A 15,130-nucleotide genomic window follows, 5' to 3' on the forward strand; every position below is an offset into this window, starting at 1 on the left:
GTCATTGTGATTCCCATCCATCGGCCAAAGATCTCCAGCATCCAAGACACTGTTCACAACTCACGCCAGCCACATGCCAACCTGGGGCGAGTCGGCCACCTTCACCCAGTATGGGCACGAACAATCCACCGCGTCCACTCATCCAGGGCTGCAGAGAATCACCCTGAATCGATTTTCGCAATCGCTCATGCTTTTTCCAGCACAGAACAGTCGCAACAATGGCGAGACGATGAATGCTGTGATCGCCAAACTAGAAGCGATGAAGACCACGCCTCGTCACCGCGACACAGGATCTCATGGAAGCGCCCTGGACAACCGATCGATACCGGTGTTCAGGGTGCTGTGAGCCGGTCTGTCTCCGGGTGTGCTCACTACATTTTGGGTAGGACTATAGGTTCAGGCGCGACTTCAAGCAGATATCAAGTTCTGCGAGGAACTGTTCCGTCGCCATCCATTTCTGGTCCGTCCCCAGATAGACCACTAAACCGCTATCCGAAAACTCCTAAGCAGCCCAGGTCTTCCGAGGAAAACTACAGGGACCGTTCCGGGATGTTCTCCTTCAACTTAGACGGATTGAGAAGTATCCGGGCACGACTAGCCGTAACCCGGTGCTTTCAGGCACCTTCCCCCGGGGTCTACACCAGCTCCACAGGCAAATTTACTGTGACCGGCACAGTGACCCTCGATGCCAAAGGAGACCCCAGCGCCCGCTTCATCGGGCCGGAACCATCACCACCAGCAATGACAGCAGCATTGTGCTCGCGCGCGGGACCCAGACCGAGAACGTCTACTGGCGTAGCACCGGCGACGTCACGCTGGGTGCTTCGAGCACCGCCCGGGGCACCTTCCTAGCGAACACCGGGGCCTCCGTCGAGTCTCGCGCCAAACTCATCGGGAGACTGTATTCCTGCGCCGGTTCCCTCACGGTCACCCGCGCCACCATCAGTTCTCCCTCATAACGCCTGCACCGACCGCGAAAACGGCATGGTGACCCATTTCGAAAGGGAAGACCTCGGATCTAGAATTCCGGCCCGGCTAAGAGTCCTGCTTGCGGACGCATAATCGCGTTGCAGAGGACTTTGGACAGCCAGTGTAATCGTCTCCGGAAAATGACACAGAAAAAATGCGTTGCGACCGGCTGCATAGTCTCGTGATCCGATTCCTCACCGCAACGCCTGAACATCAAATTCTTGACAGTTGAATACGTTGACATTCACACCACTCGGCTCGCATAGACCCCGCCCGGGACAAATTCCCATACGGGTAGCTCAAATACTTCAGCACAGAACACCACACGCCCGTGAGGAACAAACCGCACGACGCCCGTAAAGGATCCTCTGATACCCCAATGGCAACGTGAGGATTTTTCACTCTTGGTTGAAAAAATCAGCTCGTTTAGGGTGCCCCGTCGATGAAGGCCTTGGCATGCTCTACGGCTTTCTTGAATGCGTCATTGCGCAACCTCACCTTCTCCAGCTGCCCCGACTCAATGTAATCGGTGAGACCGGGACGCAACAACCAAATATCCCCTTGAGGCGGAAGGTAAAATATCGCGAACGACCTATGGGCCTCATCATCACTCCACACCGGGACTACGGCCAGTGCAGCTCCGGTATCGATGTTGATCCATTGGGCCCGCGGCGTCGGTTGTTCATTGACTTCAGGATCCAAAAACGGTGCGGTGCCCGGACCCCATCGTTGCTCGAAACGTTCATGAAAAACTGGCAGTAACGGAGAATCGTAGCGACGCCATGCGCTCATCGTGAAGCACCTCCTAGCTAAATGGTTCCCACCGAAGAGGAGAAATCTGGATGGGTGGAGTGTCTTGAGCCAAAAGCCGCGGTTCGTGGCGGCGCACCGTCACGTGATCGGACTGCGATCGATCGAATGGTGTTTGAACCGATGGCGCTTGGTGGGGTGACGGGGTGTCTCCGGCACGCTCACTTTTAGTGCCGGCGGAGGGACGAGATAATGTTTCGTAGGCTTCCATCACCTGCGCCAATGACTTCTCGGCGGTCATCCGGAATCCCGAGGAGGAGGCCTCAGCAGACATGGTATCTGGGTGGTAGCGGCGAACTTCTGACCTGTAGGCCCTAGCGATCTCACGCGGTGTGGCCCCCATGTTCAGACCTAGTACGCGGTAGGGATTGGTAGCTTCGGCCACGTTCTCACCTCTTTCGCTAACCTTTGGGCTTCACCGCCCGAGGCATAGTTAGGGGTGTCGGTGGGCCCCGGGACGTCAGGGCCCGGAACCCACCGACTCCAAGAAACCGCGGGAGAGAACCGATATTGTGGTGTTTTCGACGCAATGGCTGGTCTTCAGGAAACTCACGCCACCTCGGGTGTCGAGTTATCTGCGATTCCATGGTGCCTGGGGATCACCACGCGGTTACTGCCCGGTTTGGGTGTCCCTATGGGTCGATCGCCTCGCGATCCTGGCTTGGGGCGGTAATGGAGATCTTGCGAGGCTTGGCCTTCTCAGCCACCGGAATGCGCAAACGTAGCACACCGGCTTCGTAGCTGGCTTCGATGTTTTCGGTATCCAAGTTCTCTCCCAAGACCAGCTGACGGCTGAACACGCCCCGGGGACGTTCCGAAGCGAGCATTTCCAAATCCTTGTCCAGGGCAGGACGCTCCGCCTTCACGGTCACCACGTTGCGTTCAACGTCCAAGTCGATCGAATCCGGTTTGATCCCGGGCAAATCGAACTCAACCTCGAAAGTGTCCCCATTACGCCAAGCATCCATGCTCATCGCTGCCGGGCGAGCCGGGGTTCCGAAAACCTGCTGAGCGATCCGGTCAAGATCACGGAACGGGTCTGTACGCATCAACATGGCAGTTGCACTCCTTCACAGTGTCTCTGATATGCCATTTCCAATTTGTCGCATCCGCGATAATCTGTATCAGCGGATACAATTTTTATAGCACAATCACTATGGGGTCGCAAGCCTGTCAAACTCCCCCGCATTGATCGAGCCAGGGATAAGGAAAGGACGGGAAGATGACTCAGAAAAGATCGAGAGACCTTGCCGTGTATGGGATTTCGGTTGCCGCCGAGCTGGTAGGCACCGGACAACAGAACCTGCGCCTCTATGAACGCAAGGGACTTTTGGACCCCCAGCGCACCGAGGGCGGAACTCGCCGCTACAGCGAGGAGGACCTGGATATCTTGCGCCGCATCTCCCACCTCCTCGCCCAGGGGCTGAACTTATCGGGAATCGGCCTTGTCTTGTCCTTGGAGGCAGAAAACGCGTCCCTGAGGAGCGAACTTGAGCGGCAAGATTCACAGCAGGGCAAGAAACAAAAAGCCTCGGAAAGCTAACCCCCGACGAGCATCCCCGTTGGATCCAAGCGACCCGTGGTCTTGATTCTTTGACAAGCATGTCCTACCTTGGGATCCCGATCGAGGAACCACGGTAAACAGGAGGCAGATTAATGAGTGAGGTTATTGAACCCCTAGACATTGCTGATACCGCAGCCATCGCCGAAGGTGCTATCACCTTCGATGATGCCCGGCCCTTGGAGGCCGACGATGACCTCCACCCCCAAAGCGGTCCGGACAGTGAACGGCTGGTGGTCTGGGACGAGGTGCACGACAGTGACATGGAGCCTGAGGAAGAGCCGGGAATCGAACCGTACCTCGATGATCTACCCATTAGAGAGGATCTCCCGATACCCGGTGAACCGTAAGCAGGATGGCCGGCCCTGAGTCCAATGGCACCGGCCACCCCACCGGGGTGCTGGGTCACTTGCAGTGAAGTCAGCTGATTCCGTCGTTGCCTCGAACGTCCCAAGTGAACCCCTCCACCAACTCCTTCAGAGGGTGGATGTGCCGGAGCGTCGAAGGTACTGATACACCGTTTCCCGACTCAATCCGTATTCCCTCGCAAGCCGGACCGTGGGAACCCCGGCAGCCGCCCGAACCACCAGCCCGCTAACCTTGTCGGGATCCAAGGCGCGTTTGCGCTGCTTGTAGATCCCGCGGGTCTTCGCCAAGGCGATGCCTTCGCGCTGGCGTTCCGCGATCAGCGACCGTTCAAACTCGGCGAACACGCCCATGACCGAGAGCATCAGGTTCGCCATCGGGGAATCTTCCCCCGTGAACACCAGCTTTCGGGAAACACCCATTTCAAGGCAGAGGAAGGACTATGGCTCAGGATTACGATGAAGCCGGCCGGATATAGCCGAAGCCGCCGAACGCGTCTTGAAATAAGGGTCGATACGCCGCCCAGGACGGTGTCATGGCGGCAACTTGGATCTAGACGGGAGTGAAGGTAGCTGGAGCAGCTGTTACTCTCTATGCGAGTGTCCTGGGCAAGAAAGTGGATGAGCTGGCGGATGAAGGGTCCAAGGGGGAAACAGAACCCAATGCCACCGCGTCCGGCGAACTTGCCAAGGCCCAGAAGCAGCTGCGCCAATTGCAGTGGTTGATTCCGGGCTTCGCAGCACTGGTCATCGTGCTGGGGGCCAAACATGGCGAAATGCAGCGACCGAAAAATGTCAAGCTCGGTCTCGTGAAAAACTAAGAGCATCCTGGACGACGGCATTGCCTTACGGGATACACCAGGAGTGCTCCCGTGGCGTTATATCAGAGGAACTCAGCATCTTTCGAGCCGATTGAGACGCATCCTCGTTCGGTCTGCTGCACCTCAAGGTGCTGCCATGGCCGCTTTGTGGACCAGCGAACCAGGGCTTTGCTACTTCGGACCTGCCGCGGAAACATGCTGATCCTCAAGCGCTTTTCTGCTTCCACGGAAGATCACTTGCTATCGAAGCGGGATGATGTCGTCCCTACGTATCAAATCGGCAATGGCCCAAGACGCAGCTTTATCTAGGCGCCGGAATCAAACACGAAAACGGTTTTTGCGGCAAGCGCACATCAACGGCAACGCCTGATGAAGGACCTTCTCATTCAAGTGACAGTTCTCGGTTCCAAAAAAAGATCCTATGCGAACGGCATCTAGGTCCTTCAGGCAACAAGCGAACACATCACGTGCCTTTGGTACCCGTTTCCTTGTGTTCCTCCATCCATCTCGCCAGTTCCTCCAGCTCGTTGCTGGCTTGTGCCAACGTCACCGTGGAGGACTCGGAAGCAAGTATCTGCACCAGTTCTGTTTGTCGCTTGCGTACGTCATTGATATCCATGTGTTGCCCAGCTCCTTAGCGTTCTTCTCGACGAGGCATGCAGTGGTGGACGGGATCTGTTGCCGGAGCGTTCCGCCCCTGACCTGCACTTCAGGAACGGGGTTCCGCGTTTTATACAGGTTTCGGGGCCGTTTGCAACGTTCGTCTTCAACTGTACTTTAGAGAGCCTTGTTGAATCCTTCCATAAATCCAGGCCCCCCGTTAGAGTCGAAACACACAGCGTGGGTGACGAGTCGACCCAGACAGAAGAGTCCGCTGCATCCCCACCCGCGCATCCCTTGGCGGAGGAAACTCATGTTTTTCCATAAGCAGGAATTGCAATAGAGCTCGGTGCCGGACCAGCCGGACGCCGTCTACGCGCGCAAGCTTCAGGAGGTCCTGGGCGGACAGTACGACGAAATCACCGTCGCCATGCAATACGGTTTTCAGGCGTGGAATATCCACATTCCTGGCAAGTACAAGGACTTGCTCTACGGGATCGCGGCGGAGGAGTTCGGGCATGTTGAAATGCTTGCCAAGATGATCGCGCAGCTGTTGGAAAAGTCGCCGATGGGCATTACAGATAAAGATGTCCAGTCCGATCCCGCTGTCGCCGCGATAATCGGGGGCACCGATGTCCAACATGCCATCGTAGCTGGAGCGGGGGCCCGGCCGGTGGACAGCATGGGCAACCCGTGGTCCGGGTCCTACGTCACTGCTAGCGGCAACCTCCTAGCCGACTTCATGTCCAATGCGAATGCCGAAATGCAAGGGCGCTTGCAGGTCGCCCGGCTTTATCACATGACGGATGACCACGGGGTACGAGACATGCTCTCATTCCTGTTGGCCCGGGACACCATGCACCAGAACCAGTGGATCGCCGCCGCACGAGAACTCCAGGCCGAGAACGCCGAATCGCTACCAGTTCCCAGCAACTTCCCGCAATCCAAGGAACACACCCCGGTTTCCTACCAATACATCATCTTCTCCGATGGAGCCGCGGCAGCAGAGGGAACATGGGCCAAGGGAGAGGCCCCGGATGGAAAAGGAGAATTCACCTACCTCTCCGCCCCGGATACCTCGGCACCGATGCCAGCTCCAACGCACCCGGACAGCAGGCTCTTTGGGACTACCGAGCTGCCCAACATCGTGGAGAAAACCGCCAGTGCCGTGCAGGACAAACTCCACAAGGAGTAAATCCTGCGGATAAGCCTCGCCAGAGGACCGTCGCTTGAATGCTGCTGGGAATTTTTCAGGTTTCCTACCTGGAAGTCCTCTATCTGCAGCTTGTTCACGTTGCTGCTCATGGCGGCGACAATTCTTTTCTGTGCCTCGTTTCAAACTGGGCTGGCGGACTCGCCGGTGCGGTACGAGTTCAGCTCATCGTCTGCGGCTTTCATGACCAGCACTGAGATCTTGGGTCACCCGCGAACCACCCATCCGTCAGGGGAAGAAAGCCTCGCGCCGGGCGGATGCGCAAAACCTTGAAGCATTGTCGAACGGGCACTTACCATGGGAACCATCCAGGACCCGGGAACGGGGTGCCGGCCGAAACTGTCGTTCGGCCGGGAATGAGGGACACCTGAATGGAGGGATGACATGCTTGAGCCACAGGACGCCGCAGACAGCGACTACCTGAGGGTGGCCGAGGCCGCCGCGGCGATGAACCTACCGCGGATGACCGTGTACGATCTGGTGAAGGAGGGCAAGCTTCCTGCGGTGAGCTTCGGCAAGTTGTACCGGATTCCAGCCCGGGCCGTGCAGGAGTACCTGGCCGCCGACCAGCACACATCGGCAGCTGCGCACCTGCACACGCCGACCTAGCTAAGAGCGGCAGGCACCCGAACGAGGTCCGCCATGGCTGCCGGCCATGGCGTGCTGTTCCTGCTCCCCGGTGGCGAAAATCCTTGACAGCCCCTCCCCGGGCGGGCGCGGCCGCCCAGGGGTGAACGCCGTAGGGGTCTTCGCGGCGGTGTCGATGACTCCGCGGCGAAATGGGCCGTGGGGGTATCGGGGCTCGCGGGCCGACCACGGCGGCCGTCACGTCGCGTAGTTTGCTGTTGCGGCAATTGGACGCGGCCCGCAGGATGCCTACGGCTTCCTCCGGGGAGCACTGGCTTTGCCCCACGACGACGCCGGCGGCCAAATCCATCGGGGCGCGCACCTTCATCGTCTCCAGTGACTGTGTGGCTTCCTCTCGGGGCCCGGGCACCTTGAGCGCCAGTGCCAGCGCGCTGGACGCTTGGTCCGCATATCCCTGCGCAGTATCGACTCGCCTGGGGTCGAACTCGTGGACATCGCGCGAAGACAGGTTCAATGCGGCGCAGTCCCCGTCCTGAAGCTCGAATGGCACCGCCAGCACCGAGCCGATGTCCCGGGACACCATGTGCCCGGCATGTCGCGGCCAGCGTGGTTCCACGCGTAGGTCCGGGAACAGGACAAGGGCACGGTCCCGGGCAGCGGTGAGGCATGAGTCCTCACCCAGGCCGTACTGGACCTCGTCCAGCTCCTGGGCCTCGAGGCTGCTGCTGCTGGCCGCCGTGCCCGCACGCCTGCTGCTAACTGTCGTGATTCCGGACCGTATCCGCCATGGGTCCCCGCCGGACAGTTCCCGCACTGCTAGGTGCGTCAACGCGTTGAAGACCGACCCGATCTAGTCGGTCTCCAGCACCTTCGCATAGAGATACTCGCAGACGCTGGTCAGCTGGCCGTCATCCATCGCTGGCCCTCTGACTCCCGGTCGTGCGCAGCCGTTCGGCAAAAGCACCCTCACCATGGCTGTTTGTCCCCTCCCCCAACGTCGCAACGCGCCGCCCGCCCCCGCCACAGTCACCTTGGTCTCACCAACAGACGCACGAGAGCGCGACGCAGGCTGTTCTGCTTCGAGGCTGCGGCACAGAGATCTAGCCGCTCCACGTAGTCCTCGTGGACCGAACAGCTCCAGAACGAAGCCCTGGAGTTGTTCGGCAAAGGGGGGGCGGAAAATCCCCGGTTCCACGTCTCCTCGCGGTGCATGTCAGATCGGCGATTCCTGCAGGAGATTGTCGCCGGTGCAGTCAATACCCGGGGCTTGCCCATTTCGCGGCACCCCTGGCCCGGCCACCGCCACGCTGCCACGAGCCAGGGCAAGGGAACTGGCCTATTCCATCCCCTGGGCGCGTCGTGCCTCACGCAGAACTTCGATCGCCCTGTCGCCGACGCGCACGTTCCCCGAGAATGCCGAACGACCCAATTGCGCGAAGGCCTCGGCCCGACTGCACTTGTCTTCGATCATAATCACCGCCACGGCTGCGTCAACTAGCCCTCGGGCCCGCAACTCGGAGCTCAGGTCGGCGCCGGCCAGGGCAGGCAGGTGGAATCGCAGGGCCAGGCGCAGAATGCGCGAGATAGATCCGGCGAAGGCCTGCACGGCGGAGATAAAGGTCGCATCCATTATTCCAGGTTCACGGGAGTAGCAGTTCAGTGCGGCCTGAGTACCGCTGCCGGCTTCCACGGGGACCGCGAGGATGGTGCGCACCCCGCTGGAGGCGATTTCTCGCGCGTAATCCTCCCAATTCCTCGACTCTGCCAGCTCCGGGATGAAGACCGTGCGCTGCTGACGCAGCGCGGTCAGGCAGGGACCATTGTCAAAGGCGTACTGGCGTTCATCCAAGAACATGGCATCGAGCTCGCTGCTGGCCACTGTGAGCGGGAAACCTTCGCGCTCCACCGTGATGGAACACAGCACCGGCTTGCCGCTTCCCAGTCCCGCTGCGGCAATCAGCACCAGCTCCAGCATGAAATCGCTGAAGCCCTCGCTGTCCAGCAGCAGGTCTTGCAGCTCGTCCGGGCTGCGCGAATCCTGACCCGGCGTGCCCATTTAGGTTTCCGTCTTTCCCGGGTCAATGTCCGTGGAGTAGGGGACCCTGAAATCAATGTCCAGGTCCATGAAGCGTTCATTGATCGCGTGCGCCACTAGATCTCGTTCCAATGTCGGCAGCGCATGGGCGGCATGGAGGTACGCCTCCATTTCGAACTGGCCGGCCGAACCGCCAATGCCGAAGTACCTCAGCCACAACTCGCCCACCGTCAGGCCCGCAAGCGGCAGTGCCTGGCGCAGCTGCTTCAGCTGCAGATCATCCTCATCATTATCCATGGCTTGTTCCCCCGTCGCTAAGCACCTTGCGGGGTGGGTGCCTCGACTAACCGGGCAGCAAGCTCGCCCAGGGTCCGGCCCTCCGCGACGGCTTGCTTCATCAACAGCCGCACCGCATCCTCGGCGGCAACGCCGTGGCGCTCCATGATGATGCCCTTGGCCATGCCGATGACGTCGCGCGAATGCAGGGTGTTGCGCAACTCGTCACTGACCTTCTTGGCCTGTTCCGCGGTGATGGCATGTTCCAGCAGCACGGAGGCTTGCTTGGCTAGCAGTTCCAGGACTGCGCGGGAGCGTTCAGTGAAGGCCTGGGACTCGGCGGCATAGACTTTCACCGCACCAAAGGACTCGGAGGAGGATTTCAGCGGAACGCTGATGGACGAGGCGACGGCAAGCGGCCCTACGACCCGGGACCATTCCGGCCAGCGCTCATCGCCGGCAATGTCTTGGACGACTATGGTTTCTCCGGTGGCCCAGGCCGAGAGGCAGGGGCCCTGTTCGAGGTCGTATTGCAGAGCGTCGGCCTGCTCGACAATCTGGTCCGAGGCGGCAGCGCTGGTGGGTCGGGCATTGGCGTCAATCAGCGTCGCTCCGGCGCCAAGGGCAAAGGGGACACTGGTTTTCGCCGCGGCGGTGATGAGTTTCAGCGTTTCGGCCACGGTGGCCTCGGACATGAGCAACCCGGCGGCATTCGCCGCCGCCGCGGCCAACTCGTCCGCAATCGGGAGCGACTTCCCCATCTGGGCCATGAAGGTGCCTTTCTGTCTCGGAAACACCAGCAATATCCTGCTCCAAGCCTACACATCCCCGGGCCACAAAGCGCCGGATCGTTGCTTCGTTGCGAAAGACACTTCACGGGTCCGGCCGACAGCGATAGCCCCCCCGATCCAAAGCGCTCCCCCATGTCTTGGGGTGAATACTTGCGGTACCTCCGGCCCGGTGCGGGCGCCGGCGTGGAGTCCGATTTTTTCCGTAAGGAAAGATCTTTATTTGAAAGTGGATCCATGGTCGTTGATACTCCCGAATTTCGGGCGCGTTGCAACGATCGCTAGAACTCAAGCTGGCACCAGGGCCGGCAGTTAAACTAACTACACCCGGAGCTGGCCGATATCGGCGTCGACTCGACGACCAACAGGAGCGAGGACAGGGTCAAGACACACCTGCGCGGCTAGTTGCGCATCCACCGGGGCATGCCGCCGGCCCGCGCCACACGCGCCGTCGATTGGTGGCCCTACACCCATCTAAACGTCGAGGTCGTCCAAGCCATGTCAGCTGTCTTTTTCATCGAATGCGCAGCTACTCAACAGGCGCGCCCAGGATGGGAACCTCACAGTCGGGACGCCTGAATTCTTGTTTGGCGCGCGGACGATCAGTGGGGAATCACTTGCTGGCGTTGAGGACGGCACAACGCTTGTCCGTTTCGCGGCGGGAATGAATGTCACAGATATCCCCGAGACCACTTGGGTGTTCGTTTGGGGGGCGCCCAAGTATCAAAAAGCAGGAACCCCAAACCTGCTCCGCCTGATCATCAGCCGATCGCTGTGCGGTGTCCGTCAACGCGGGGAATCCAGCCGTGTGGACCTCCCGTTTTGCTTGCGGCGGCAGGGAATACCTGTTAGGCCTGAGGTAGGCGCGCGACGCGGGCAACAGCAACCCATGGCCGGCGCCCGATACGGCGACTGAAGGGCAGCCAACCATGACACGCAAGAATCCTCCCGACGTAGAGGAACCCAGCCAGCAAGACATCGAGGTCGGCAAACCCAAATCTTGGGCGGCCGGCATTCCCGGGGTCGTGCACTCCATGGCTCCAGCCCTACGGGACATGGGGGTGAACAGAAGCCGCAAGACACTGCTGGCCATGAACCAGAAGGACGGCTTCGATTGCATGAGCTGCGCATGGCCGGACCCGAGCCACCGAAGCACCTTCGAGTTCTGCGAGAACGGGGCCAAGGCGGTGAATTGGGAGGCCACCCCCGTCACCGTGGATTCAAGCTTCTGGACGGAACACTCCGTCAGCGACTTGCGTCAACGCTCCGAATACTGGCTGGGCCAGCAAGGCCGGCTCACCGAGCCGGTGTACAAGCCCGCCGGCGAGGACCATTATCGGCCCGTGCGCTGGGGCAAGGCTTTTACCATCATTGCCGAAAAGCTCAATTCCTTGGCGTCGCCCGACGAGGCCGTCTTCTACACCAGCGGCAGGACCTCCAATGAGGCTGCCTTCATTTACCAGTTGTTCGTGCGGGCCTACGGCACCAACAACCTTCCTGATTGCTCCAACATGTGCCATGAGTCCACCGGCTGGGCCATGGGCCAGACCCTGGGCATCGGCAAAAGCACCATCACCTACGACGACTTCGCCAAGTCCGACTTGATCATTATCATGGGCCAGAACCCGGGCACCAATCATCCCCGGATGCTCACCGCCCTTGAGGGTGCCAAGAACAATGGAGCTGAGATTGTCGCCGTCAATCCGCTGCCCGAGGCCGGACTGATCCGCTACAAGAACCCGCAGGAGGTCAAGGGCGTCATCGGGCGCGGCACCGAAATCGCCGACCAATACCTGCAAATACGCCTTGGCGGGGACATGGCACTGATGCAGGCCGTGAGCAAGCGGGTGCTGGACGCCGAAGAGGCGAACCCCGGGACCGTGCTCGACGCCCGGTTCATCCAGGAGCACTGCGAGGGATTGAAGGAGCTCAAGGCGCATCTTGCCAATCTCGACGAGGACGAGGTACGCGAAGCCACGGGCCTGCGCACCGAGGAGATCGACGAGCTGGCAGCCCGCTATATCAAGGCCCAGAAGGTCATCATCACCTGGGCGATGGGCCTGACCCAGCAGAAGAAGGGTGTGGCCGCGATCAAGGAGATCATCAACCTGCTGCTGCTGCGCGGCAACATCGGCAAGCCCGGCGCCGGGGCCTGCCCCATCCGCGGACACTCCAATGTCCAAGGGGACCGCACCATGGGGATCTGGGAACAGATGCCCCCGGCCTTCCTGGATGCGATCGAGAAGGAGTTCGGTTTCGATCCGCCCCGTGCGCACGGTGCCGATGCGGTGCAGACCATCGAGAAAATGCGCGAGGGCACGTTGAAAGTGTTCCTGGCCATGGGTGGGAACCTGGTCGCGGCGGTCTCCGACACCCACGTGGCCGAGGCCGCGATGGAAAAGCTGGAGATGTCCGTACAAATCTCCACGAAGCTGAACCGCTCGCACACCGTGGTGGGCGACGAAGCGCTGATCCTGCCTACTCTGGGCCGCACGGAAATCGACAGGCAGGAAGGAGGCATCCAATTCGTCTCGGTGGAAGACACCGTCTGCGCCGTGCATCCGTCCTGGGGAAAAGTGGAACCGGTGGGACCGAACCTCCTCTCGGAGGTCGCCATCGTCTCCCGGCTGGCGCGGGCCACCCTGAGCGACAAGGCCAACGTGGACTGGGAAGGGTTCGAGAACGACTACGACACCATCCGCGACCACATCTCCCGCGTGGTGGAAGGTTGCGAAGACTACAACCAGCGCATCCGGCAGGAAGGCGGTTTTGTGCTGGCCAATGGTCCGCGGGATTCACGCACCTTCCACACACCCACCGGCAAGGCGATGTTCACGGTCAATGAGCTGGAGCATGTGCAGTGCCCTCCGGGGCGGCTGGTCCTGCAGACCCTGCGTTCCCACGACCAGTTCAACACCACGATCTACGGGCACAATGACAGGTATCGCGGGATCAAGAAGGGCCGCCACGTGGTCTTCGTGAACCCCGAGGACCTTGCCGAGCTGGGACTGGCGGACGGCCAATTCGTCGATGTCCACTCGGAGCATGCCGATGGCCGGGAACGTGTGTTGCGCGGCTACCGCGTGGTGGCCTATCCCAGCGCCCGCGGCTGCGCGGCGGCGTACTACCCGGAGGCAAATGTGTTGATCCCGTTGGAATCCGTCGCGGAGGGTAGCAATACGCCGGTGTCCAAGCATGTGGTGGTGCGCCTGGAACCGGCTCGGGACAACACTGTGCCCACCGCTTCCCCCGCTACCACCTAGCTGCTGCGTCCCCCCGGTGAACCGTGGCCATCCGGGCGACGGTGCTGGCAACCGGGTTCCGGCTACTGGGCGGTTTCCGCCCATCCGCCGCTGCCGGGGTCCTGATCGTTGCCGTCCTGACACAGCGTCATGGCCGTCTGCGCCGCGGATCGCATCGCTTCCTGCGCATCCACCTGTCCGCTGGACGCTGCCAGGGCCGCAGCATAGCCGACATAGAAGGCACTGATCGGGCCGGCGGAGGGGTCCACCGAACGGGCCGACTGCGCGGCCAGGTCCAGGATCAAGGGGTTGTCGGGTTTCAGGTCCAGGATGTGCAGGGCATTGGAGAGCTTCTGGCTCCAGCGGTCCAAGGAGTGCTTTTCATTTTCACGCTCGGTCATGGGTGATCCTAGGGTCTGGGTGGGGGTCCCGATTCGGCCGAGCCGGCATTCCACCCACCTCCAACGTTTAGCAGGGGCAGCGGTCCAAAGCAATGTTTCCATCTCCCAGACAACGGCCGATGGTGCCCGGGCGCACCGTCTACCCGCGGCCACTAACGGGACCGCCATGAACCATCGGCCAAAGGATGCAGAGATTTGCGGGCCCCGGAAATTATCCATCCGTAGGGCCAGGCCGGCCCTACCGCGAGCCTTGGGGCCACTGCCGCCGGTTGGGGCCCCTCCGGCTTCCAAAGCCGTGAATCGAAACGCGAGAGGTCAGTTTCACGGTTCCCGGGGGCCGACGGTCCTGGATGGCTTAAAGACTATTGACCCTGCTATGAGGGTGTGGTTAATTGTCGCTCGGAAAAAGCTTCACGGATTGGTCCTTCCTTCTCAGTCAGGAGCCCAAAATGTATTCGCACACCCAGCTACTCATCAACGAAATCTCCGTCGACGAACCCGACCCCGCCGCCGTCCTCCAGGAAGGCTTGGGCGGACAATCCGGCGGACTGCGCACCATGATGCAGTACCTCTTCCAAAGCACGAACTTCCGAGGCGATGCGGCAGCCAAACCCTACAAGGACCTGCTCCAGGGCATCGGCACCGAAGAAATCAGCGCCGTCGAACTCGTCGACACCAGCAACATCCACGATGACCTGGTCGCCGCCCAAGGGCTCGATGCCGGCCGATGCGGCAGGAAACCCGTGGCTGGGCAGCTACGTCTACACCAGCGGAAACCTGGTCCTGGATTTGCTATGCAACATGATGCTCGAATCCACCGGCAAGCCCCAGAAGTGACCCATCATCGAGGTGACGGACAACAAGAGACCCGCTCAAGAACTTCCTCCTGATCCAGACCACGACCGAGGTCGAACTCAAATCCGCGGACCGCCCCCAAGCCCCTCATGAAATCCATGGGCGAGTGAAGCCCCGGGCCCAGGGCGGCGTTGTTCCGCCGCTTGGCTTCCACCCCTGAATAAAAACCCGACATCTCCCCTTTAAGGAAACCCTGATGAACAAAAACGCTCACACCAGCTCCGGCCAGAACCCGGAAGACCAGAGGATGCAGGAAACCCGGGAAATGGACACGGCCAACAAGCCGGCCCCCCTTGAAGAAAGTCGAGAGCACGATACTTTCCCCGACGAATCGGCTCCGGAAGAACTCCAAGAGGATCTGGATTCGGCGCCGCCCGGGGAGCCCACCGACTAAGACGAGGCGTATCAGGAACCAAGCCGTCCTCCACTCGGGGCCGGCGTATGGGGCGCCTGGAGGATGCTGGTCACCAGCGAACCGATGAATCCGGCATCAACGGGGTCCCCCACTGCGCCCGGTTGCCTTTGGGGACCGACGTTGTTGCCAAAGTGTCGATGGTACGCAAAACCCTTTACTTCTGGTCCTCCCATGAGGAATCGTGGGGTCCA

Annotated in this window: 16 protein-coding genes and 4 pseudogenes; 10 read left to right on the forward strand and 10 right to left on the reverse strand. The window is 60.6% G+C overall.

What is annotated here, in order from left to right:
- Nucleotides 1-608: 608 nt before the first annotated feature.
- On the forward strand, nt 609-959 hold the full coding sequence (locus tag ADIAG_RS22480; RefSeq protein ID WP_268744260.1) for an ice-binding family protein: 351 nt from the start codon (nt 609-611) through the stop codon (nt 957-959).
- 436 nt (nt 960-1,395) lie between these two features.
- Here the strand turns inward: ADIAG_RS22480 and ADIAG_RS19265 are convergent, their stop codons facing one another.
- From ADIAG_RS19265 to ADIAG_RS19270, 3 genes are all read right to left on the reverse strand, one after another.
- The gene (locus ADIAG_RS19265; protein ID WP_007273122.1) at nt 1,396-1,761 is read right to left on the reverse strand and encodes a hypothetical protein; all 366 of its coding nucleotides are present in this window, start codon (nt 1,759-1,761) and stop codon (nt 1,396-1,398) included.
- Nucleotides 1,762-1,774: 13 nt separating this feature from the next.
- The gene (locus ADIAG_RS22710) at nt 1,775-2,164 is read right to left on the reverse strand and encodes a J domain-containing protein (protein ID WP_083874325.1); all 390 of its coding nucleotides are present in this window, start codon (nt 2,162-2,164) and stop codon (nt 1,775-1,777) included.
- 247 nt (nt 2,165-2,411) lie between these two features.
- Complete coding sequence (locus ADIAG_RS19270; protein WP_007273123.1) at nt 2,412-2,834, reverse strand: Hsp20/alpha crystallin family protein; 423 nt, start codon at nt 2,832-2,834, stop codon at nt 2,412-2,414.
- A gap of 167 nt (nt 2,835-3,001) precedes the next feature.
- On the opposite strand from ADIAG_RS19270, the gene ADIAG_RS19275 reads away from it, so the two are divergent.
- Both ADIAG_RS19275 and ADIAG_RS19280 read left to right on the forward strand, forming a co-directional pair.
- Nucleotides 3,002-3,322, forward strand: coding sequence for a MerR family transcriptional regulator (locus ADIAG_RS19275; protein ID WP_007273124.1), 321 nt, complete (start codon nt 3,002-3,004; stop codon nt 3,320-3,322).
- 113 nt (nt 3,323-3,435) lie between these two features.
- On the forward strand, nt 3,436-3,690 hold the full coding sequence (locus ADIAG_RS19280) for a hypothetical protein (protein ID WP_007273125.1): 255 nt from the start codon (nt 3,436-3,438) through the stop codon (nt 3,688-3,690).
- A 126-nt stretch (nt 3,691-3,816) separates the two neighbouring features.
- Here the strand turns inward: ADIAG_RS19280 and ADIAG_RS19285 are convergent.
- Nucleotides 3,817-4,122, reverse strand: a pseudogene (locus tag ADIAG_RS19285) (recombinase family protein); the annotation flags it as partial.
- An 86-nt stretch (nt 4,123-4,208) separates the two neighbouring features.
- On the opposite strand from ADIAG_RS19285, the pseudogene ADIAG_RS20575 reads away from it, so the two are divergent.
- A pseudogene (locus ADIAG_RS20575) lies at nt 4,209-4,526 on the forward strand (hypothetical protein); the annotation flags it as partial.
- 463 nt (nt 4,527-4,989) lie between these two features.
- On the opposite strand, the gene ADIAG_RS21735 reads toward ADIAG_RS20575, so the two are convergent.
- Entirely contained in the window at nt 4,990-5,145 is a 156-nt protein-coding gene (locus tag ADIAG_RS21735; protein WP_007273128.1) for a hypothetical protein, read from the reverse strand.
- Nucleotides 5,146-5,475: 330 nt separating this feature from the next.
- On the opposite strand from ADIAG_RS21735, the gene ADIAG_RS19295 reads away from it, so the two are divergent.
- The 3 genes from ADIAG_RS19295 to ADIAG_RS19300 all read left to right on the forward strand — a co-directional run bounded on the left by ADIAG_RS19295 (nt 5,476) and on the right by ADIAG_RS19300 (nt 6,948).
- Complete coding sequence (locus ADIAG_RS19295; protein ID WP_007273129.1) at nt 5,476-6,321, forward strand: manganese catalase family protein; 846 nt, start codon at nt 5,476-5,478, stop codon at nt 6,319-6,321.
- A gap of 38 nt (nt 6,322-6,359) precedes the next feature.
- Nucleotides 6,360-6,536, forward strand: coding sequence for a hypothetical protein (locus ADIAG_RS21740; protein WP_007273130.1), 177 nt, complete (start codon nt 6,360-6,362; stop codon nt 6,534-6,536).
- Between the two features lie 187 nt (nt 6,537-6,723).
- Nucleotides 6,724-6,948, forward strand: a complete 225-nt coding sequence (locus ADIAG_RS19300) for a helix-turn-helix domain-containing protein (RefSeq protein WP_007273131.1) — start codon at nt 6,724-6,726, stop codon at nt 6,946-6,948.
- 214 nt (nt 6,949-7,162) lie between these two features.
- Here ADIAG_RS19300 and ADIAG_RS22715 read toward each other — a convergent pair.
- The 4 genes and pseudogenes from ADIAG_RS22715 to ADIAG_RS19315 form a co-directional block, all read right to left on the reverse strand.
- Nucleotides 7,163-7,741 (reverse strand): annotated as a pseudogene (locus ADIAG_RS22715) (GAF and ANTAR domain-containing protein); the annotation flags it as partial.
- 522 nt (nt 7,742-8,263) lie between these two features.
- Nucleotides 8,264-8,983: a GAF and ANTAR domain-containing protein gene (locus ADIAG_RS19305; RefSeq protein WP_007273135.1), complete on the reverse strand. Its 720-nt coding sequence runs from the start codon at nt 8,981-8,983 to the stop codon at nt 8,264-8,266.
- Complete coding sequence (locus tag ADIAG_RS19310) at nt 8,984-9,259, reverse strand: hypothetical protein (RefSeq protein WP_007273136.1); 276 nt, start codon at nt 9,257-9,259, stop codon at nt 8,984-8,986.
- Nucleotides 9,260-9,276: 17 nt separating this feature from the next.
- Complete coding sequence (locus ADIAG_RS19315) at nt 9,277-10,008, reverse strand: GAF and ANTAR domain-containing protein (RefSeq protein ID WP_007273137.1); 732 nt, start codon at nt 10,006-10,008, stop codon at nt 9,277-9,279.
- 947 nt (nt 10,009-10,955) lie between these two features.
- Between ADIAG_RS19315 and ADIAG_RS19320 the strand changes: the two genes are divergently transcribed.
- Nucleotides 10,956-13,289, forward strand: coding sequence for an FdhF/YdeP family oxidoreductase (locus ADIAG_RS19320; RefSeq protein ID WP_007273138.1), 2,334 nt, complete (start codon nt 10,956-10,958; stop codon nt 13,287-13,289).
- A gap of 62 nt (nt 13,290-13,351) precedes the next feature.
- Here ADIAG_RS19320 and ADIAG_RS19325 read toward each other — a convergent pair whose 3' ends face one another.
- Nucleotides 13,352-13,669: a DUF6457 domain-containing protein gene (locus ADIAG_RS19325; RefSeq protein WP_007273139.1), complete on the reverse strand. Its 318-nt coding sequence runs from the start codon at nt 13,667-13,669 to the stop codon at nt 13,352-13,354.
- A gap of 449 nt (nt 13,670-14,118) precedes the next feature.
- Here ADIAG_RS19325 and ADIAG_RS21140 point away from each other — a divergent pair.
- Both ADIAG_RS21140 and ADIAG_RS19335 read left to right on the forward strand, forming a co-directional pair.
- A pseudogene (locus tag ADIAG_RS21140) lies at nt 14,119-14,503 on the forward strand (manganese catalase family protein); the annotation flags it as partial.
- 217 nt (nt 14,504-14,720) lie between these two features.
- Complete coding sequence (locus tag ADIAG_RS19335; protein WP_007273141.1) at nt 14,721-14,918, forward strand: hypothetical protein; 198 nt, start codon at nt 14,721-14,723, stop codon at nt 14,916-14,918.
- Nucleotides 14,919-15,130 lie beyond the last annotated feature (212 nt).

Origin of the sequence: Paeniglutamicibacter gangotriensis Lz1y (assembly GCF_000348945.1) — a bacterium.
GTDB classification, from domain to species: Bacteria; Actinomycetota; Actinomycetes; order Actinomycetales; family Micrococcaceae; genus Paeniglutamicibacter; species Paeniglutamicibacter gangotriensis.

Bases quoted from the DNA above. Each gene is read 5' to 3' on its own strand.
- ADIAG_RS19265 (WP_007273122.1), bottom strand. From the start codon at position 1,761: ATGAGCGCATGGCGTCGCTACGATTCTCCGTTACTGCCAGTTTTTCAT.
- ADIAG_RS19270 (WP_007273123.1), bottom strand. From the start codon at position 2,834: ATGTTGATGCGTACAGACCCGTTCCGTGATCTTGACCGGATCGCTCAG.
- ADIAG_RS19275 (WP_007273124.1), top strand. From the start codon at position 3,002: ATGACTCAGAAAAGATCGAGAGACCTTGCCGTGTATGGGATTTCGGTT.
- ADIAG_RS19280 (WP_007273125.1), top strand. From the start codon at position 3,436: ATGAGTGAGGTTATTGAACCCCTAGACATTGCTGATACCGCAGCCATC.
- ADIAG_RS21735 (WP_007273128.1), bottom strand. From the start codon at position 5,145: ATGGATATCAATGACGTACGCAAGCGACAAACAGAACTGGTGCAGATA.
- ADIAG_RS21740 (WP_007273130.1), top strand. From the start codon at position 6,360: ATGCTGCTGGGAATTTTTCAGGTTTCCTACCTGGAAGTCCTCTATCTG.
- ADIAG_RS19300 (WP_007273131.1), top strand. From the start codon at position 6,724: ATGCTTGAGCCACAGGACGCCGCAGACAGCGACTACCTGAGGGTGGCC.
- ADIAG_RS19305 (WP_007273135.1), bottom strand. From the start codon at position 8,983: ATGGGCACGCCGGGTCAGGATTCGCGCAGCCCGGACGAGCTGCAAGAC.
- ADIAG_RS19310 (WP_007273136.1), bottom strand. From the start codon at position 9,259: ATGGATAATGATGAGGATGATCTGCAGCTGAAGCAGCTGCGCCAGGCA.
- ADIAG_RS19315 (WP_007273137.1), bottom strand. From the start codon at position 10,008: ATGGCCCAGATGGGGAAGTCGCTCCCGATTGCGGACGAGTTGGCCGCG.
- ADIAG_RS19320 (WP_007273138.1), top strand. From the start codon at position 10,956: ATGACACGCAAGAATCCTCCCGACGTAGAGGAACCCAGCCAGCAAGAC.
- ADIAG_RS19325 (WP_007273139.1), bottom strand. From the start codon at position 13,669: ATGACCGAGCGTGAAAATGAAAAGCACTCCTTGGACCGCTGGAGCCAG.
- ADIAG_RS19335 (WP_007273141.1), top strand. From the start codon at position 14,721: ATGAACAAAAACGCTCACACCAGCTCCGGCCAGAACCCGGAAGACCAG.